Here is an 18,661-nt window from a genome sequence, read left to right as displayed (position 1 = left end):
GGATATACAACATTGTCTCGTCGTTATCTCTTTACCTCCGAATCCGTCACCGAGGGACATCCCGATAAAATTTGTGACCAAATCTCCGATGCAATTTTAGACGCCGTACTTGCTGCTGATCCCAGTAGCCGTGTTGCTGCTGAGGTTGTGACCAATACCGGTTTGGTGCTGATTACGGGTGAACTAACAACCCAAGCGAATGTGAATTTTATCCAGGTGGCTCGCCAGAAAATCAAAGAAATTGGCTACACCAATGCCGACAATGGCTTTTCTGCCAATAGCTGCTCTGTGATGGTTGCCCTGGATGAACAATCCCCCGACATCGCCCAGGGGGTCACCAGCGCCCAGGAGCAACGGGACAAACTCAGTGACGACCAACTCGATGAAATTGGTGCCGGAGACCAGGGGTTAATGTTTGGCTATGCCTGCAACGAGACACCCGAATTCATGCCTCTCCCCATTAGTTTGGCCCATCGTTTGTCTCTGAAATTGAGCCAAGTACGCAAAAGCGGTGAACTGCCTTACCTCGGCCCCGACGGTAAAACCCAAGTAACGGTGATCTACGAGGACGGCAAACCCGTGGGGATCGATACGATTTTGATTTCGACCCAACACACAGAGACCATTGGGGCACTCACAGACAATACGGAGATTCAGGCCAAGATCAAGGCGGATCTGTTGGAGAAAGTGATTAAACCTGTTTTTGTCGGGGCAACGGTGGGTTTAAGTGACAGTACGAAGTTCCTGGTAAACCCCACTGGTAAGTTTGTCATTGGTGGCCCCCAGGGAGATTCTGGACTTACGGGCCGCAAGATTATTATCGATACCTACGGTGGCTATTCTCGTCACGGGGGCGGTGCTTTCTCCGGCAAAGATCCCACTAAGGTAGACCGCAGTGCTTCCTATGCTTGCCGTTATGTGGCGAAAAATATTGTCGCAGCGGGCCTTGCGGAAAAATGTGAGGTGCAGGTGAGCTACGCGATTGGGGTTGCCCGTCCAGTGAGTGTGATGATCGAGACCTTTGGTACTTGCACTGTGGATGAGGATCGGTTGCTTGAAGTCGTGCAGAAACATTTTGAACTGCGTCCGGCGGGGATTATCCAGGCTTTCGATCTGCGCAATTTACCGAGCCAACGTAATGGGCGTTTTTATCAGGATGTGGCCGCCTATGGACATTTTGGTCGGACAGACTTAGATCTTCCCTGGGAACGTTTGGATAAGGTAGATATTCTCAAACAGGAACTGGCCACGGCAACAGTTGCCTAGTTTTCTTGCGTACTGACGTCCTAAACCTAAAAAGCTAATTAAATTTCCCCTGGTGCTTCTTCTGGCAGTGGGGGATTTTTGTTGAGTTGGCGATCGCCGCGTTTGAGGGCATCTGCAAGCATGGCTTCGCCGACAACGACATTAAGCTGATCCCCCAGGAGCATCACCAGGGCGCTGAGTTGGAGCCAGAGCATCAGAATAATCGCCGTCCCCACAGCCCCATAGACACGGTTATATTGGCCAAAGTTGGCAACATAGAGGCGAAATAGAGAAGAGATAATCGCCCAGGAAACAGCTCCCAGAACGGCACCGGGCAAAATGGGCATCCCTTTAATCAGGCGACTAGAACCCATGCTGTAGATAAAAGCAAAGGCAATGGAAACGATCGCCAAGGCGACGGGCAGGCTCAAAAAACGCCAGAGAATGACCAACAGATTTGCCAGATCATAGTTGATCTCCATATCGACAATCAGATTTTGGATAAAGAGAATCGAAAAACACAGGGCGAAAAAGGCAATGAGGGCGATCACTAAGCCAAAGGACATCTGTTTGAGTTTGCGCAGGGGATGACGCCGATCAGGGGGACTCGTCAGAATGTTAATCACCATCGCAATAATGCCCGTCCCTAACCCCAACGCTAACGGGAAACTCAGCAGCCGCCAGAGGGTGACCAAAACATTGACCCCCGTCGTATCTACAGGTAAGCGCACAATTAAATCGAGTCCGACTTTAATGACGCTATCGCCCACCAGCACCAGAAATGAGGCAAAAATCAAAAGGGCGATCGCCCCCAGGGTAATAAAAATCGACATCAACTTTGCTTTCCAGAAAGGACGCCGTTGTTCCGGGGGGATTTCGTGGATTTGATCGAGGGCATTCATTGCCGCACTCAGCGCTCCGGACGAGACCCAGATCGTCGCGACAAAACTCACCGAAAATAAACTTCTACTGGGAGTTTTGCTAATTTCTGCCGCGAACTCCCGCAGAAGCGTCCATACCGACACCGGCATCACATCTTCGTAATAGCTCGCCAACTGTAGAATGGTTTGGTTATCGAGGGTGGCCGTGAATAAGCCTAGGGCCGTCAACGCCATAATAATCGTCGGGAACAAGGACAGCATGACGTTAAAGGCAATCTCCGCCGAAAGCCCCAACAGTCGCCGTCGTAACGCCTGGCGGATCGTCCAATACAGCGTTCGGTGATTAAGAAATAAAAAAAATCGCAAAAAACGTTTCATCGCCTGACCGATCGGGGCAACATATTTTCTGGAGCGCGTTTATGCAGCTGCATTTGCTGAAACATTTTGAGATTCCAAGAAGTACAGTACCACTACCTATTAGTTTATCGGTCAAAACTCCCTTGGCGATCGCCTCGCTTCTCCCCCCAAAGCACAAAGCCACATCAGGCCGCTGTCGCACTACCCAAAAATTATCTGGTCAGCTGACAGGATTATCAAGTACATCTTTATGACGAAAATCACGCCCAAAGTTTACCAATGGTGCGATATTTGAGAGATTGCTGCCGAAAAAAAATCTTTTTCAATCTTAATAAAAAGTAGTGGGAAAATACCAATAAAAAATATAGAAATACGACCCAGAACTTTTTATTTTTCTCTAGGTTATAAATCCTTCAAAAGAGTCAAATGATCCCCGAATGTGGGGAATCATCCCTCAACCCCATCGGGGCAAGCCTTACTTTCTAAAGTGATTTTTCTGGTTAATGGCTTAAATCCTCTATTTTTAAGGACAATTCTCTTATTGAATAATTTTTAAATCGGTCAAAAAATAAGATAAAGAAAAAATTAAATTTTTTAAGCCATTTGTTATTACTTTTTATAAAAACAAGCCGTTGTTGCAGGGGAAAATAGCGACAATATTATTAGCCCTACATTACTTTTTTGATGGTGGAGGTAACTGATATGTTACACCCTACAATGCACCAATCCCTAAGTCTGTTGCTAGTCCCCCTCGGTTTAGTCCTGGCCACAGCCCTAGGCCCCCAGAAAAATCTCAATGCCCAATCCTGCAACGTCTATATGGGTCAAGCGGTGACTGGCGCGAGTATCAATGTGGATCGTTGTTCCATCCGGCGGGCCAGTGAACGTAGTGTTAACTTTACGTACTACCTCGGCCAAATGAAGATTAATGCCCAGGCCCATTGTTGGGATAACACCTGGACGAGCTTCCATGATGGTGTGACCCATAGCCCCAGATCCACGGCCACCCAAAATATGCTGAACTTTGTCTGTGATGGTAATCCTGGTAATACGGGCGCGAATGATACTGCTTTTGTCTTTGCTCCCCCCTCGAATGTCCGCACTTACCCCAATGGGCCAATTTTGTGCACCGTGCGATCGCGCCAAACCATCAACCTCTACGGCAACCAAGGAAATTGGTTCTATACTGATGTCTGCGGCGGCATGGGGATGATTCACTCTAGCCAAATTCGTTTCTAGGAACGGATAGTTAAGGCTCAATGTTGAGGCCCAAGATTGGGCAAGGGGTGGGGAATTTTTGGCCTTGGGTTGACGCCTCGCTCAATGGAAAAATTATTTCGGTAATTTTTCGGCGGTTTCGTAAAAGATCAACAACGCAATGTAACAAACCCCAGGGGAGAGATACACTACATGGTAGCGCTGGGGTTATTTGATCAAATCAGTGAGGAAAGCATGCCCATCAATAACGCACCACAATTAGAGCGTCTACTCTCTTTAGTCAAGGAAGGTCAGCTTACCCAGGAGGAGTTTGGTGTACTCCAGGCTCACTTTGACCTCAAAATAACTCCCACCCCTCAAGGTACGACGAATCAGGCGACTGCGGCCCCAGAGTCTCCATCGACGGAAGAAAAAACCGCCGATTCTTTTTGGAAGAAGCCGATTTTTGGCAACAAGAGCTTGGTGGAGAAGGTCACAAACTATTTTGCGAAGCCTGCGGTTCCGCCTTATTCTCTTGATCGCTATGGGCAGCTTTGGAAGCAACTTGAAACGAAGGCGATCACCCTCCAGGGCTTGGAAAATCGAAAATTCGGCAATCAGGAGTTCCTTGATTTCTTTCGGATTCGGATTTTAATCGATCTGAACATGGGCACCTTCAAAAACCTCAAGAATACGATTGATTTGTTTGAGGTGATGTTATTTTCCCTTGAAAGTTTTGTCTTGATTAACGAAACGGAATTTCTGTATCGCAGCCCGACTCAGCTTAAGGTCTACGAGGCGATCGCCGATATTTTAGACCACCATACCGACAGTACCGAAATTGTCCTTGAAATGAAAGCGAGAGTTACCCCTTTCCTCAAGGAATTTAAAACCGATGAGGGCCTGCGGGTCACCAAAAACTATATTTTGGCAATTAAAGAGGTCAGTCGTTATAAAAGTGGCGTGAAGTTGCTGAACATTCTACGGAACCTAAAATCCCGCTATTCTCTGCTGTTATCAACCTTTAAACTAGCTCAGGAAGTATTGACACAGCCGATTGGCACCGATCTAGAGGTTTTGGAACAGCGGGTTTCGGAGATCGAGGAAACGGTTTACACGCTGTGTTCGGCGATGGGGATGCCGAGGAACCAAAATAACCTTTTGGGCCACGTCAAAGTGTTTCACTTTCTCGCATTGAACTATCGCAATAAAAATGCAGGGGCTGAGTTTAAGGCTCTCCTGGGGGATCTCAGAAAGTGGGAGCAAATTGCCGGGGAGTTACAGACGATTAAAGACACCTATCCCCCCAATGATTATGATGTGCCGGATATTTTTAAGCAGGATTTCCCCGGTTTACCCCTTTATCAGAAATACCAGCGTTTTTTGAATATTCGTAAGGCATAGGGGACGACGGTGCTGGATTTTTTCAGAGGTCAAGACTCAGTGTGGAATTGGCAAAGGGCTTCTTGGGCGATCGCCTGCCAGGATTGTCCAGTTTGTTGGGCGATCGCCTTAACGTCTTCGTATTCCGGTTGGACGTTGTAGATTTTGTCGCCCCGGTAGCCGATTTTCAGTTGAATCTCTCCAGCAGGGGTGGCAACGGTTTCAAAGCGCCGCTGGAGAATTGACCGGGTTTGAGTGTGGCGACGGATGCCGAGGGTGCTGGTTTCGGTGAATAGAATTGCTTCGCAAATCTCGACCAATGCCACGGGACAAATCACCGTTAGGAGAGTACCCAAGCGATTTTTTTTCATCGTGATCCCCTGGGTGAAAACGTCTAATGCCCCGGCTACTTGTAATTTTTCGCAGGCATAGGCGATCGCCTGGGGATTGAGATCATCAATTTGGGTTTCGAGGGTAACTATGGTTTCCAAGTGGGGCGTTTCTGGCTGGTGGCCGATCCAGAGCCGCAATAAATTCGGCAAGGGTAAATCAATGGTGCCGGAACCCAGGGCAATTTTTGCGAGGGTCATGGCGGGTGGCTGACAAAAGTCCGTTGCTAACGTGGTGGCGATCGCCGCGCCGGTGGGAGTGACTAATTCTTTTTCGATGCCATTGCTATAAACCGGAACCTGTCGTTGTTGCCAGAGTTGAAGCACCGCTGGTACCGGGACGGGCAAAATTCCGTGGGCTGCTTTCACCGTGCCGCCCCCAGTGGGCATCGGCGCACAATATAGTTCATCAATCTCTAACCAATCTAGTCCTAAACAAGTCCCCACAATATCCACCAGGGCATCGGTCGCGCCAACTTCGTGGAAATGTACTTGCTCTGGGGTTGTACCGTGAACCGTTGCTTCGGCGATCGCCAAATTCTGAAAAATTGCCAAACTCCAGCGTTCAACCCGCTCTGGTAAACCTGCCCCTTTAATCATGGCCTGAATTTCTGGCAGGTGGCGGTGGGGGGCATGGTCAGCATGATGGTGATGAGTCTGATCCTGGGAGTGATCATGGTCATGGTGAGCTGCCTTAGTTTTGAGATCCACAAAGACCTTTGTCGCCCGCTGTCCTTGACGAATCACCGTTTCCGCCCGAAGATCGTATTCAGCGGCGATTCCCAAGCGATTTAGCTGATTTTTGAGATATTCCAGCGGTACGCCCCCATCTACCAATGCACCGAGACACATATCTCCTGCAATCCCCGTCGGGCATTCGAGATAGGCAATTTTTTTCATAGCGGCAAAAACAATGGCTAATTATTATTCACTCCACCCGAAAAATCCCCAACAACGGGATTTAGAGGCGATCGCCCAACAACTCCGGGCTGGGGCCGTGATGTTATATCCAACAGATACAGTGTACGCCATTGGTTGTGATCTCACCGCAAAGCAAGCCGTGCAAAAAGTGCGCCAACTCAAGCGCCTCGCCAACGACAAACCCCTCACTTTCCTCTGCTCGTCCCTGTCAAATATTTCTGAATATGCCCTCGTCAGTGACGAAGCTTACCGGATCATGAAACGGGCAATTCCTGGCCCCTATACCTTCTTACTTCCCGCCACAAAACAGGTGCCGAAGCTGGTGATGAGCCCCAAACGCCGCAGCACCGGGATTCGTGTCCCCGACCATGCGATCTGCCAGGGTTTACTCCAGGCCCTCGGCAATCCGATTATTTCCACCTCGGCCCACTTGCCCGACGAAGATGGTGAACCCTTTACCCTCGGCCTTGAAAAAGCGCGCCTCTTTGATGCCCTAGAACCCCTTGTGGATATCATCATCGACAGTGACAGCGAGCCCGGCACCAAGACTTCAACAATTCTCGACTTTTGCGATCGCCAACCGACCCTCATCCGTAAAGGCCTCGGCTGGGATGCCCTCGAAGGCTGGCTTGATGTGGTCGATCTTTCCGACGCCACACAATAAAATCCTTCCCTGGGGAAGGTGGCCAATCTTCTCCCCTTGAGGGGAGCTAGAGGGGTGTTATGAGGGGAGCTAGAGGGGTGTTAGTACTAGAATCTTTCTATTGTTAGCCCCGTTGTCCAGTAATGATATAAGAAACGCGCTGGGCAATATTTGTCGCGTGGTCAGCCATCCGTTCTAGATCCCGGATAATCAACGCCATCAAAATAAACGGTTCAATCACCCCAGGCTGATTTTGCTGCTGGGCCAGGGCTGCATAAATGCGATCATAATCATCATCGACCCGATCATCTAATCTCTTTACATAAGCACCGGCATTGGGATCTAGATCCGCCAGGGCCACCAAGCTTGTGGACAACATCAACTGGGCATGTTCCGACATCCCTTCAATATCCGCCATCAGAATGTGGGTCGGATAGGGGACTAAACGCATCGACTTTTCCGCCAAATCCTCAGCATAATCAGCGATCCGCTCCAAATCTCGCACCAACTGCATAAACGCACTCACAAACCGACAATCTTGGCTCACTGGGGCCTTCAGAGTCAGCATTGCCGAGCAATCAGCTTCAATCCGGCGATAGTAGCGGTCGATTTCTTTATCTAAGGCCCGGAGCGTTTCATAGGCCTCTAAATCTTCTTTAAACAGACAATTATGACCCAAACGAAAGGCTTGCTCGACCAGCGCCCCCATCCGCAAAACTTCTTGTTCTAAACGTTGTAAGGAACGTTCAAATTGCGTTCGTTCTCTTTGGGGTGGCTGATGAAACAATTGCATAGATTTTAAATTGCGTTTCTTTATATCGCTTTTTATAGAGACTATTCTTACATTATAATTCCAAAGTTTAAAAAAGATTAAGTTATAATTTGGTTAACGATTTTTCTGAGCAGTTTTCTTTGTAAAAAGAGGCACTTTATGGGCGAAATCAAGGGCATTTTAGTCGTCAGGAAGACCTAACTCTGGTGGAACTTTGGGGGGTGTAGATTCTCCTGGAGAGTTTGTTCTGTAAGAATTCTGAGATTCTGCAACCCGTGGTAAATTGCTGTTTAAATTGACAGAGGTAAGTGGTTGCTTTGTTTGGTTAAGGGGAGAACGTCGCCGTTGGGAAAGTTGCTCTTCATTTGTATTTTCTGCTACCAATTCATACAAAAGGGCCAACTTTGTCGATGATTTACCTTTGCGTAAAATCCGCCCTAAACGTTGTACATATTCTCGACTCGAACCACTACCGGAGAGAATAATCGCCACCCGGGCATTGGGTACATCAACCCCCTCATTCAAAACATGGGAAGTCACCAGGATATGGTATGTTTCGCGACGAAATTTTTCGAGGATTTGGTGCCTTTCCTTGACCGGAGTCTGGTGGGTAATGGCGGGAATTAAAAAGTCCTGGGAGATACGATAAACAGTGGCATTATCGTTGGTAAAAATTAGAATTTTTTCGGGGTAATGACGCTCGATCAACTGGGCGAGGGTGCGCAATTTTCCGGCGGTGCCAGCGGCGATATCTTTGGCCTGACGGTGGGCTAACATGGCACGGCGACCCGCAGCGGAACGACAACTGAGCGCAACAAAATTTTGCCAACCTTCGAGGGAACCCAGATAAATATTATTGTCCCGGAGAAATTGGTTGCGGGTGGCGATGAGTTGTTGATATTGGTCAGCCTCGGTGATGGTCAGAGGAATTTTGAGCTGAATAATTTGGTGCTCGGCTAGGGCTTTCCCGGAGAGGGAACTGGGAGTGCGGTCATATACGACAGGCCCAATGAGGTGTTTTAGATCTTGCTCACGGCCATCGCTCCGGTCGGGGGTGGCAGTTAAACCGAGACGATAGGGGGCAATGGAATATTCGGCGATCGCCCGGAAAAAGTCACTGGGTAAATGGTGACATTCATCGAAAATAATCAGGGCATATTGGTTTCCGAGGGTTTCTGCGTGGATCGCGGCGCTGTGGTAGGTGGCAATCAAGATAGGGGTGCGATCACGGGAGCCGCCTCCCAACAGCCCCACATCAATGTTCGGAAAAGCGGTGCTGAGCTGGGCATACCATTGGTGCATCAAATCGAGGGTAGGCACCACCACCAAGGTTGTGCGGGGAGTGCTGGCCATGGCCAGTTGGGCGAGGTAGGTTTTTCCGGCAGCAGTAGGTAAGACCACAACCCCCTGGCGATCGCCTTTTTTCCAGGCTAACAAGGCTTCCCGTTGGTGGGGATAGGGTTCGAGGGGGAAGGCCGGATCAAAATCTAGGGGTGAAAATTGTTGGGCCGCATCGATAAAATCTACCCCTTCGTTTCGTAACCGTTCCACGAGGGGACGATAATCCTGGGCCGAGAGCCTAAATTTTTCAATGCGATCATCCCAAGTGACGAAATCTAGCCAAGTTTTACCCTGGGGTGGGGGATGGAGGATCAGGGTGCCCCGGTCATAGGTGAGTTTAGGTCGTCGTCTCATCACCGATAATGCGGTCGAGTTGCCAAAGGATCTGATTACCTTCTCGTTTGACCCGGGAGACAATCCAATTGCGCCAAGTCCATTCATGGCCCCGACTGGTGACGGCACTGGCATTTACATCCATTAGATCTGCCAACTCAGAACTACTAATAAAATAACCATTTTCCGCAATTTCATCGGCAATGCGGAGACTTTCGATGAGGTCTGTTAAGCGCTTAACTCGTTCATGGTAGGGCAGGGTAATGTCTTCAGGGGCAAGGCTGGTGAGATCTGTCATGGGCTCTTGGGGAGATGGATTCGGCGTTACAACGTTAGATTTTGGGTAATCTATCGTCAATTGTGGCGGGCTGTTGGTGCTCGTACCTCTAGATTTTGGTAGATCTTTGGTTGCATTGGGGCTGCGTAGGTTAGGAGCTTGACCCCGGGCAAAGCCATTGGCGATCGCATCGGCCCGTTCATTCCCCGCCTCACCGCTATGGCCTTTGACGTGACACCAAGAGATGGTCGGTTGGTTCAGTTGATTGAGCTGCTGCCAGAGGTCTTGATTTAAAACGGGGTTGCCGGTGGCGGTTTTCCAGCCCTTTTTTTGCCAGCCTTTAATCCATTTGGTGATGCCGTCGATGACATATTTGCTATCGGTAAAAAGGCGTACTGGTTCCTGCTGAGGACAGTCGCGGACAAATTCGAGGGCCTGGATTGCGGCTTGCATTTCCATGCGGTTATTGGTGGTTTCGGGTTGGCGATCGCCCATTTCCAGAACGGTGCCATCGGTAAACTGGATCACCACTCCCCAACCACCGGGGCCAGGATTGCGAATACAGCCACCGTCGGTATAAATGCGGTCAATTGTGCGTTGTTGTGCCATGAAATACGGGGAAAGAACAATGGAGATGGGGAAAACAGCAGTGGCAGCGCTTAATTATTCAGCCCAAGGATCTGTCGGTAGCGGTGAGGATGGGGCATTGAGCACTGTTTCGATGGCCTCTAAACGCTCCTGGGCTTGGACAAAATCCGGCGCAAGATGCAAGACGCGACGGTAGTTGATTTGGGCGTTTTCTAGTTTGTTGAGTTGTTCGAGGGTGAGGCCCCGCTGATACCAAGCTTCGGTGAGGTCTTCTTGCAATTCGATGGTGGTATTCCAGCTCTTGAGGGCCGCTTGCCATTGTTCAAGGGCCATGAGCACATAACTGTGATCGCGCCAAATGAGAACATTATCGGGGGCTAACAGAATTGCTTGTTTGAGGGATTCGAGGGCTTGGTCATATTGCTTGAGGCGACCAAAGGCACTGCCCCGGTTATGCCACACGGCCGCGATGGTTGGATTAAGTTCAATTACCTCATCCCAGGCGGCGATCGCCCCGGCAAAGTCCCCCTGATCGGCTTTTGTCAGACCAGCCTGAAATAAGGCCTCAATTGTTGGAGGAGTGTCCTCGATTGTGGTTTCCCTGATCTCCGTGGTTTCTTGGGTGAATTCCTCTGGTGCCTCTTGGGTTGGCGGTTCTGATGCTTCTGGATTGAGCGTTTCCGGAGTTTCAGGCAGGGGCTCCACCATCATTTCTGCTTCGGGGGTGGTAACTGGTTCTGCTACTTCTGGGGGTATTTCTTGGGGTTGTGCTGATGTTGGGGTATTTTCTGGGGCCACTTCTTGCTCAGCGAGTTGATCTGCACCAGCATATTCCCAAATTTCAATGGCGATTTTTCCGCGTCCGGTCACTAATTTTTGCCCTGTATCCCCGAAAGCACGGGCGAAACGCTGTAGCTTTGGTGAGTTTTTAAAGGCATTACTGATATAGAGCAGTCGTGTGCCAACCTGTTGTTGTTGGGGGGGTTGTGCCTGTGCTAGTATTTGCGTACTGTAGCGTTCTAACCATGCTTCCCAGGCGGTGACTTTACCGCGAATCCCCAAATCAGCGATAAATACTTCTAGGCGATCAGGCTGCCATCCCCGCGAGATTCCCTGGAGGAGCTGCGCCAATAAAAATTCAAAATCTGCGTCGGTGAGGGGGGGAAGGTCTACGGTGGGTGTTTGGCCCCGACCCTGAGAGGGAGAAAATAGCTTTTTTAACCAACCCGCCATATCCTTAATAATCCTTTTGCTTGCTCTAGTCGTTCTTGTACTCACCCATTTTATGTTGTTAACCCCCAGATATTAGACATTGGACGTTAGATATCGATTCTTTATCGTTGCTGCTGGATCCATAACTGTTTACTGATCGCCGTCCTTTACCGAATTTTTCGTTGTTTCCCATGGCCTACGAACCGCTCCACCACAAATATCGTCCCCAGACTTTTGCGCAGTTGGTTGGCCAAGAGGCGATCGCCACAACCTTGAGTAATGCCCTCGAACAGCGACGCATTGCCCCGGCCTATTTATTCTCAGGGCCACGGGGGACAGGGAAAACCTCCAGTGCACGGATCTTGGCTAAGTCTCTAAATTGTCTAAATGCAGCCCAACCGACGCCCCACCCTTGTGGCGAGTGTGAAGTTTGTCGGGCGATCGCCAACGGGTCAGCCTTGGATGTGATTGAAATTGACGCCGCGAGTAATACGGGCGTTGATAATATCCGCGAACTCATCGAGCGATCGCAGTTTGCCCCAGTGCAATGTCGCTACAAAGTTTATGTAATTGATGAATGTTTAACCGGAGATACTTTAGTCACTACTCGCAAAGGGTTAATGCGGCTTGATGATCCAAATCTTAAGGGTCAGGACGTTTTAAGTTTTTCTGAAACGACGGGTAATTGGGAATATAAAAAAGTTCTCCGTTGGCTCGATCAAGGGCAAAAACGAACCTTAACGATCAAAACTGCCAATAGAAAAATTCGTTGTACAGATAACCATTTAATTCGGACAGAACAAGGATGGGTTCAAGCCAAAAACGTCGTCGCCGGAATGAAGATACTATCCCCTGTGAATGCGGTTGCGGCGCACAGATCTACAAATATGGAACTGATGGTCGAATCCGTCGGTTCAAGCGAGGACATCAATTTAAGGGCAATAAATACGGCACAAAATCATACGAGTTATCTGCAATCTTGGCACAAGCAGAAAAAATCAAACCCCAATGTCAATGTGGCTGTGGTGAATTCTTGGATATTCCCCCATTTCTCCAGCAAAAAGGCAAAGGAATCAAAAGTATTCAGTACTACTGGCAACAACATCCCTTTAAACGGGGACATGGTATGTGGCAGAACAGAACAACCCATTTCCTCGCCAAACTCCAATACCTCTCTTCAGAACAATTGGGACTGGTCTACGGTACATTACTCGGTGACGGCAGCATCGATTACCCCAATAGCCATAGTCGATTTCCACGATTACGCTGGACCCATGGTGATCGCCAAACAGAATGGCTTAAATATAAACTCTCTCGCCTTCCAGAGCTTCAACCAAGTTGCCAACGAACGCTTAATGCTGGCTATGGACAGTGGTCAATTACAGCCAGAACCATCTGCCATCCCCAACTCTGTGAAGTCGAAAAAATCGTTAAACCAAACGACTCACAGAAAACTCTCTCAACAGATTGGCTACAAAGAATTAACGCAGAAGGAAGAGCATGGTGGTACATGGACGATGGCTCTCTCTCAATCAACGCTACTGGAAGCCCAAGTATCCAATTTCACACAGAAGGGTTTTCTGCCACAGAAAATCAACAAATTGCCCAATGGCTTATTGACTTGGGATATCCCGCAAAATCTCTCCATTACACCCGTAAACAAACCCAAAAAATCTACTACTACGTCAAATTGGGAGCGAAAGCCACGAGAAAATGGGTTCGCGACCACAGACAATTTTCAATCACCTCAATGGACTACAAATTTCGAGACAGTTGAAGCCGTCACATGGGGCGAAATTGAATCTGTTTACGATATTGAAGTTGAAGAAAATCATAATTTTGTCGCTAATGGGCTATTGGTTCATAACTGCCATATGTTGAGTGTGGCGGCGTTCAATGCCCTCCTGAAAACCCTCGAAGAACCCCCTGCCCACGTTGTATTTGTCCTGGCAACAACGGATCCCCAAAGGGTTTTACCCACGATTATTTCCCGCTGTCAACGGTTTGACTATCGACGCATTCCCCTCGATGCGATGGTCGCCCACCTACGGAAAATTGCCCATTTAGAAAATATCGATATTCCCCTCGAATCGGTGACGTTAATTGCGCAAATTGCCAACGGAGGGTTGCGGGATGCAGAAAGTTTATTGGATCAACTGAGTTTATTGTCCGGTGAAATTACCCCTGATAAGGTCTGGGATTTAGTAGGGGCCGTGCCGGAGCGGGATCTATTGCAATTACTCCAAGTGATTCACAGCAATGATCCAGAGGCAGTCATTCAACAATGCCGGAGCCTGTTAAACCGAGGCCGGGAACCCCTGGTTGTGCTGCAAAATTTGGCGAGTTTTTATCTAAATTTGCTCATTGCCAAAACTGCCCCCCAACGGGGAGATCTGATCGCTGTGACCCAACCGACGTGGGAAATTCTTTGCCAGGAAGCAAACCAGTGGGAGCTTTCAACTATTTTGCAGGGACAGCAACACCTCAAAGAAAGTGAATATCAACTCAAAAATACGACCCAACCGCGTCTGTGGTTAGAAATTACCCTGTTGGGATTACTTCCCGCTGCTTTTGGACAGACCCAAACTACTCGAACCGCGACCACTCCTTTAAATACTCAGATCAATCTACAAACGCAGCCTACCGCGACACCGCCGACTTCTCCGGCACCTCCACAGGACATCCCCCATCCCTTTGGGGAAACACCCCCTGCAACCAATGGCCACGGCTCTGGAACGCCCCCCTCTCCGGTAGACACTCAAGTTCACCAAGTTCCTCCCAAACCCGAAGTTCCCCAAGTTCCGGCCCCTGTACCAGAAGCAAAGGCGATCGCCAAAGCGCCACCGCCCCAGGATGTAATCCCTCCAACGGTTCAGTCCACCGAGCCACCCCCTTTATCACCGTCACCTCCTGCAACCACAAGCCCGACAATTTCGGCCCTGGAACGGGAGGAACTATGGCAAGGCATTGTGCGCCAACTGCCCCTGTTGAGCCAGTCTTTGTTTCGAGACCATGGCAAACTGCTCCAGCTTACAGAGCACACCGCCCTCATCGGCATTAAAAGCGCCAACTTACTCAAAATTGCCAAAAATAAAACCCTCCAGCTTGAGGCGGCCTTTGAAAAAATCTGTGGCAATCCCCTTAAGGTGACCTTACAAGTGGGCCATGGTTTAGAAAATGGCCAGGGGGGAATATCAGTAACCCCGATTTTATCTACGCCTGCACCAGCACCAACAGTTATTTCTCCGGCGCAAAATCCTGTCGAGATGCCGCCGCCCCCGGTTACGGAAACCCCGCAGCCCATGGCCCCACCGCCCCTAGGGTCGCCAACAAAATCAGCACCAGATCCAAAACCTCCGGAACCAACACCAACGGCGCACCGCACAGCGGATCTCGGAGAGACCGCCCCGCCAGCCCCAGCGGTTCCTCCCCTCGTTGAGTCAGCATCATCGCCTGAACCCACAGCCGCAGCAGAGATCCCAGAAACGACCGATGATATCCAGGCGATCGCCCAACAGTTTGCAGAATTGTTTGACGGAGAGGTGATCGAACTGACTCACTTTGTCCCCCCAGAAGAAACGGATGTGCAGGTTGTGCTGCCTAGCGAACCCGAAAAATCTCCGCCATCTGTTCCCGAACCACCAACTACCCCCGTTGTCCAAGGCCGTCCACCTGTGCCAGTTGCCCCGGACGATGAGATTCCGTTCTAAGAACCTCGTATCATTGGTGGTGATGTCTCTTGGATGAAGAAGCTCCTATGACTTTACAGCGCACGCCCCTCCATGACCTCGCCATTGCAGCGGGTGCCAAATTTGTACCGTTTTCCGGTTGGGAGATGGCCGTGCAATACAAAGGCCTAAAGGTGGAGCATCAGGCGGTGCGCACAGAGGTGGGAATGTTTGATATTTCCCACATGGGCAAGTTTCAGTTGGCTGGGGAAAACCTCATTGCAGCCATGCAAAAACTGGTGCCTTCAAATCTGGCACGACTTGCTCCCGGTCAAGCGCAATACACCGTGCTACTCAATGACCACGGCGGCATCATCGATGATGTGATCTACTATCACCAGGGCGATCGCCAGGGCTTTTTGATTGTGAATGCGGCCACCACCCAGAAGGATTGGGACTGGTTAACGCGCCATTTGACAGCGCAGGGGATCACCTTAACCGATGTCTCCCAAGAAAATATCTTGCTGGCGATCCAAGGCTCCCAGGCGGAGAAAGCCCTGCAACCTGTTGTGGAAAATTTAGACTTAGCGACCCTGAAGCTGTTTAACCACGGTCAAGGACAAATTTTCGGGGAAACGGCTTTTATTGCCCGGACTGGCTACACCGGCGAAGATGGCTTTGAGGTGATGGTCGCGCCGACAGCAGGGAAAAAACTTTGGAGCGCTTTAATCGATGCGGGGGTGATGCCCTGTGGTTTGGGAGCACGGGATACGCTGCGACTAGAGGCCGGGTTACACCTCTATGGTCAGGACATGGACGACGACACAACCCCCTTGGAAGCGGGTTTGGGGTGGCTGATCCACTGGCAAGAAAAAGATGCGTTTATCGCTAGGGATATTTTGCAGACCCAAAAAGCAGCAGGTATTCAACGGCGTTTGGTGGGCCTAGAGATGCAGGGGCGCGGTATCGCTCGCCATGACTATCCTGTGCTCGTGAATGGTGAAGCAGTGGGCCTTGTGACCAGCGGTACGATGTCCCCCACCCTCGAAAAGGCGATCGCCTTAGCCTATCTCCCATTGGAATTTAGCAAATTGGGTCAAGCTGTCACCGTAGAAATCCGGGGCAAACAGTACCCAGCCCAGGTGGTGAAAAAACCTTTTTATCGTGCAGGTAAAAAATAGCTGATCAGTTAGCGATATTTTTTTAGCAGATTTTCAGAATCCTGGGGATCAAGGCCATCACCAAGGGCAGTCATGGCCCAGCCATTTTCCTCTCGGCGTAATTCGGCCATCAACATCCCCGTTTTACCTTGGTAGGTTTCTCCTGATAGTTTGTAATGGGCGATCTCTTGGTTGTTGCTCAGGTCAACGAGACGCACGAAGGCATTTTTAATCTGGCCAAATTCCTGGCCCCGTTGTCGGCCTTGGTAAATGGTGACGGTAAATAACAAGCTTTGGATCGTTGCAGGGACTTGCTCTAAATCGACAAAAATTTGCTCGTCATCCCCTTCGCCTGCGCCAGTGAGGTTGTCCCCTTGGTGGGCGATCGCCCCGGATTTGTGATTAAGATTGGCGTAATACACAAAGTCACTGGCACTGTTGAGTTTCCCTTGGGAATCTAAGCACAGAACCCCGGAGTCGAGGTCAATGCTACCGGCGGGCTTTTTAAAAATGCCGAGGAAACCGCCCCCTGAATTGCTGGTTGCCATGTCCCAGCCGAGGCCAAGCATCACTTTCTTGAGGCCAGGGGCTTCTTTTTTGAGGGAAATGCGGTTGCCTTTTTTCAGTTGAATTGCCATGGGCTTTTACCAAGCGAAACATCATTTAACAGAAGAACCAATGGGGGCGATCGCCGACAATTTTAGGTGCGGATGATCCCCTTGAATTTGGTGAAGATTCCACTCATTTTTAAAGAGAATCACTGGCCGTTCCCAGAGATCTTTGACGATCATCGTATTAAAAATTTTGCCCGCCTTTTCCAGGGCTTCCCAACCATTGGTGACCCAGCGCGCCACACTGTAGGGGATCGGTTCGAGCTTGCTATCTACGCCATATTCGCTTCTGAGACGATGTTGCACCACCTCAAATTGCAGTTGTCCAACGGCGGCTAAAATGGGTTCCCGCTTAAATTCATCGGCGGAATACATAATTTGTACGGCGCCTTCCTCCTGGAGTTCCTTGACCCCTTTTTGGAATTGTTTAAACTTCGAGGGGTTCGGATTTTTTAAATAGGCGAATAGTTCCGGCGAGAAGCAGGGAATGCCTTCATATTCCAATTTTTTGCCGCAATAAATCGTATCGCCAATGGCAAACACCCCCGGATTGTTCAAACCAATCACATCCCCCGCATAGGCTTCTTCGAGGGATTCGCGGCCCTGGGCAAAAAGCTTCTGGGGGCGAGATAGGCGCACTGTTTTTCCGGTGCGGGCATGGCTGACGGTCATATCCTTTTCAAATTTCCCGGTACAGACTCGCACAAAGGCAACGCGATCGCGGTGTTTCGGATCCATATTTGCCTGGAGCTTAAAGACAAACCCAGTAAATTCCGGGTAAGTCGGTTCCAAATCACCGAGGCTAGAAGCACGGGGCTCCGGCTTCAAGGCATATTCTAGGAACGCACTGAGGAAAAGTTGCACCCCAAAATTGGTCATTGCACTGCCAAAGAAAATGGGAGTTTGCTTGCCCGCATGGATCGCTTCTAGGTCAAAATCTGCGCCAATTTCTTCGAGAATTTCTAATTCTTCCTGGAGTTGTTCGTAAAGATCCGCATCTAAAATATCTTCGAGGGCCGGATCGTCAATTTTATAAACGGTTTCCGTGGCGGCCTTGGTGCCGTGGGCTGTCCGTTCAAATAGATGCACTTCCTTTAACCGACGATCATAAACTCCCTGAAATCTGTCGCCCATGCCAATGGGCCAATTTACCGCATAGGTTTGCAGACCCAGTTCCTGTTCAATTTCATCGAGGAGTTCTAGGGGTTCCCGCCCCGGACGGTCTAGCTTGTTGATAAAGGTAAAAATGGGCAGCGATCGCAGTTTGCAGACTTCAAATAATTTCCGAGTTTGGGTCTCCAGACCCTTGGCCGCATCCACCAGCATCACCGCATTATCCGCCGCTGCAAGGGTACGGTAAGTATCTTCACTAAAGTCTTGGTGACCAGGGGTATCCAGCAGATTAATTTGGTAACCGTTATACAAAAATTGCAGCACCGTCGAGGTAATGGAAATCCCCCGTTGTTGCTCCATCTCCATCCAGTCAGAGGTAACTTTGCGCTGTTCCCGGCGGGCTTTGACGGCCCCGGCTTCGTGAATGGCACCTCCGTATAACAAAAGTTTTTCGGTGAGGGTGGTTTTACCCGCGTCGGGGTGGGAGATGATCGCAAAATTCCGTCGCAATCGGACGGCTTCTTCTAGCTCTGTGTGCAATTCTGTCGCCATAAATCTGGTCTGGGGTTT

At 49.7% G+C, this 18,661-nt stretch carries 14 protein-coding genes and 1 pseudogene; 6 read left to right on the top strand and 9 right to left on the bottom strand.

Going from position 1 to position 18,661, the window contains the following annotated elements:
• Window positions 1-12: 12 nt before the first annotated feature.
• On the top strand, window positions 13-1,266 hold the full coding sequence (gene metK / locus FEK30_RS12900) for a methionine adenosyltransferase (RefSeq protein ID WP_065710854.1): 1,254 nt from the start codon (window positions 13-15) through the stop codon (window positions 1,264-1,266).
• 38 nt (window positions 1,267-1,304) lie between these two features.
• Here metK and FEK30_RS12895 read toward each other — a convergent pair whose 3' ends face one another.
• Window positions 1,305-2,504, bottom strand: coding sequence for a YihY/virulence factor BrkB family protein (locus FEK30_RS12895; protein WP_062434541.1), 1,200 nt, complete (start codon window positions 2,502-2,504; stop codon window positions 1,305-1,307).
• 681 nt (window positions 2,505-3,185) lie between these two features.
• Here FEK30_RS12895 and FEK30_RS12890 point away from each other — a divergent pair.
• Window positions 3,186-3,722, top strand: a complete 537-nt coding sequence (locus FEK30_RS12890) for a hypothetical protein (RefSeq protein WP_198158636.1) — start codon at window positions 3,186-3,188, stop codon at window positions 3,720-3,722.
• A gap of 213 nt (window positions 3,723-3,935) precedes the next feature.
• The gene (locus FEK30_RS12885; RefSeq protein ID WP_138073407.1) at window positions 3,936-5,084 is read left to right on the top strand and encodes a hypothetical protein; all 1,149 of its coding nucleotides are present in this window, start codon (window positions 3,936-3,938) and stop codon (window positions 5,082-5,084) included.
• 29 nt (window positions 5,085-5,113) lie between these two features.
• Here FEK30_RS12885 and larC read toward each other — a convergent pair whose 3' ends face one another.
• Window positions 5,114-6,352 carry a nickel pincer cofactor biosynthesis protein LarC gene (gene larC, locus FEK30_RS12880; RefSeq protein WP_138073406.1) on the bottom strand — a complete coding sequence of 413 codons (1,239 nt, stop codon included), beginning with the start codon at window positions 6,350-6,352 and terminating at the stop codon, window positions 5,114-5,116.
• Window positions 6,353-6,365: 13 nt separating this feature from the next.
• Here larC and FEK30_RS12875 point away from each other — a divergent pair, with 13 nt between their 5' ends.
• Window positions 6,366-7,037, top strand: coding sequence for an L-threonylcarbamoyladenylate synthase (locus tag FEK30_RS12875; RefSeq protein ID WP_012307321.1), 672 nt, complete (start codon window positions 6,366-6,368; stop codon window positions 7,035-7,037).
• Between the two features lie 103 nt (window positions 7,038-7,140).
• Here FEK30_RS12875 and phoU read toward each other — a convergent pair whose 3' ends face one another.
• The 5 genes and pseudogenes from phoU to FEK30_RS12855 form a co-directional block, all read right to left on the bottom strand.
• Entirely contained in the window at window positions 7,141-7,809 is a 669-nt protein-coding gene (phoU, locus tag FEK30_RS12870) for a phosphate signaling complex protein PhoU (RefSeq protein WP_065710849.1), read from the bottom strand.
• Between the two features lie 159 nt (window positions 7,810-7,968).
• Window positions 7,969-9,483, bottom strand: coding sequence for a DEAD/DEAH box helicase (locus tag FEK30_RS12865; RefSeq protein ID WP_138073405.1), 1,515 nt, complete (start codon window positions 9,481-9,483; stop codon window positions 7,969-7,971).
• On the bottom strand, window positions 9,467-9,760 hold the full coding sequence (locus FEK30_RS17240) for a hypothetical protein (protein WP_315862037.1): 294 nt from the start codon (window positions 9,758-9,760) through the stop codon (window positions 9,467-9,469). Before FEK30_RS17240 ends, FEK30_RS12865 begins: the two co-directional genes overlap by 17 nt.
• 162 nt (window positions 9,761-9,922) lie before the next feature.
• Window positions 9,923-10,348: pseudogene (gene rnhA / locus FEK30_RS17235) on the bottom strand (ribonuclease HI); the annotation flags it as partial.
• 54 nt (window positions 10,349-10,402) lie between these two features.
• Window positions 10,403-11,560 carry a tetratricopeptide repeat protein gene (locus FEK30_RS12855; RefSeq protein ID WP_138073403.1) on the bottom strand — a complete coding sequence of 386 codons (1,158 nt, stop codon included), beginning with the start codon at window positions 11,558-11,560 and terminating at the stop codon, window positions 10,403-10,405.
• A 170-nt stretch (window positions 11,561-11,730) separates the two neighbouring features.
• Here FEK30_RS12855 and dnaX point away from each other — a divergent pair, with 170 nt between their 5' ends.
• Together dnaX and gcvT are read left to right on the top strand one after the other, a co-directional pair.
• Entirely contained in the window at window positions 11,731-15,249 is a 3,519-nt protein-coding gene (dnaX, locus tag FEK30_RS12850) for a DNA polymerase III subunit gamma/tau (RefSeq protein WP_138073402.1), read from the top strand.
• A 47-nt stretch (window positions 15,250-15,296) separates the two neighbouring features.
• Window positions 15,297-16,388, top strand: a complete 1,092-nt coding sequence (gene gcvT / locus FEK30_RS12845) for a glycine cleavage system aminomethyltransferase GcvT (RefSeq protein WP_138073401.1) — start codon at window positions 15,297-15,299, stop codon at window positions 16,386-16,388.
• An 8-nt stretch (window positions 16,389-16,396) separates the two neighbouring features.
• On the opposite strand, the gene FEK30_RS12840 is transcribed toward gcvT, so the two are convergent.
• Together FEK30_RS12840 and prfC are read right to left on the bottom strand one after the other, a co-directional pair.
• Window positions 16,397-17,005, bottom strand: a complete 609-nt coding sequence (locus FEK30_RS12840; protein ID WP_065716578.1) for a TerD family protein — start codon at window positions 17,003-17,005, stop codon at window positions 16,397-16,399.
• Between the two features lie 21 nt (window positions 17,006-17,026).
• Window positions 17,027-18,643: a peptide chain release factor 3 gene (gene prfC / locus FEK30_RS12835; RefSeq protein ID WP_138073400.1), complete on the bottom strand. Its 1,617-nt coding sequence runs from the start codon at window positions 18,641-18,643 to the stop codon at window positions 17,027-17,029.
• Window positions 18,644-18,661 lie beyond the last annotated feature (18 nt).

Source organism: Picosynechococcus sp. PCC 11901 (assembly GCF_005577135.1).
In the GTDB taxonomy this organism is placed as follows: domain Bacteria; phylum Cyanobacteriota; class Cyanobacteriia; order Cyanobacteriales; family MRBY01; genus MRBY01.
The sequence above is the reverse complement of the archived record's forward strand: the minus strand, read 5'-3'. Positions and strand labels throughout refer to the sequence as shown.

What these genes read in the sequence shown, in the direction of transcription:
- FEK30_RS12885 (WP_138073407.1), top strand. Translation starts at nt 3,936, where the DNA reads ATGCCCATCAATAACGCACCACAATTAGAGCGTCTACTCTCTTTAGTC.
- FEK30_RS12855 (WP_138073403.1), bottom strand. Translation starts at nt 11,560, where the DNA reads ATGGCGGGTTGGTTAAAAAAGCTATTTTCTCCCTCTCAGGGTCGGGGC.
- FEK30_RS17240 (WP_315862037.1), bottom strand. Translation starts at nt 9,760, where the DNA reads ATGACAGATCTCACCAGCCTTGCCCCTGAAGACATTACCCTGCCCTAC.
- prfC (WP_138073400.1), bottom strand. Translation starts at nt 18,643, where the DNA reads ATGGCGACAGAATTGCACACAGAGCTAGAAGAAGCCGTCCGATTGCGA.
- phoU (WP_065710849.1), bottom strand. Translation starts at nt 7,809, where the DNA reads ATGCAATTGTTTCATCAGCCACCCCAAAGAGAACGAACGCAATTTGAA.
- gcvT (WP_138073401.1), top strand. Translation starts at nt 15,297, where the DNA reads ATGACTTTACAGCGCACGCCCCTCCATGACCTCGCCATTGCAGCGGGT.
- dnaX (WP_138073402.1), top strand. Translation starts at nt 11,731, where the DNA reads ATGGCCTACGAACCGCTCCACCACAAATATCGTCCCCAGACTTTTGCG.
- FEK30_RS12875 (WP_012307321.1), top strand. Translation starts at nt 6,366, where the DNA reads ATGGCTAATTATTATTCACTCCACCCGAAAAATCCCCAACAACGGGAT.
- FEK30_RS12890 (WP_198158636.1), top strand. Translation starts at nt 3,186, where the DNA reads ATGTTACACCCTACAATGCACCAATCCCTAAGTCTGTTGCTAGTCCCC.
- FEK30_RS12840 (WP_065716578.1), bottom strand. Translation starts at nt 17,005, where the DNA reads ATGGCAATTCAACTGAAAAAAGGCAACCGCATTTCCCTCAAAAAAGAA.
- FEK30_RS12865 (WP_138073405.1), bottom strand. Translation starts at nt 9,483, where the DNA reads ATGAGACGACGACCTAAACTCACCTATGACCGGGGCACCCTGATCCTC.
- FEK30_RS12895 (WP_062434541.1), bottom strand. Translation starts at nt 2,504, where the DNA reads ATGAAACGTTTTTTGCGATTTTTTTTATTTCTTAATCACCGAACGCTG.
- larC (WP_138073406.1), bottom strand. Translation starts at nt 6,352, where the DNA reads ATGAAAAAAATTGCCTATCTCGAATGCCCGACGGGGATTGCAGGAGAT.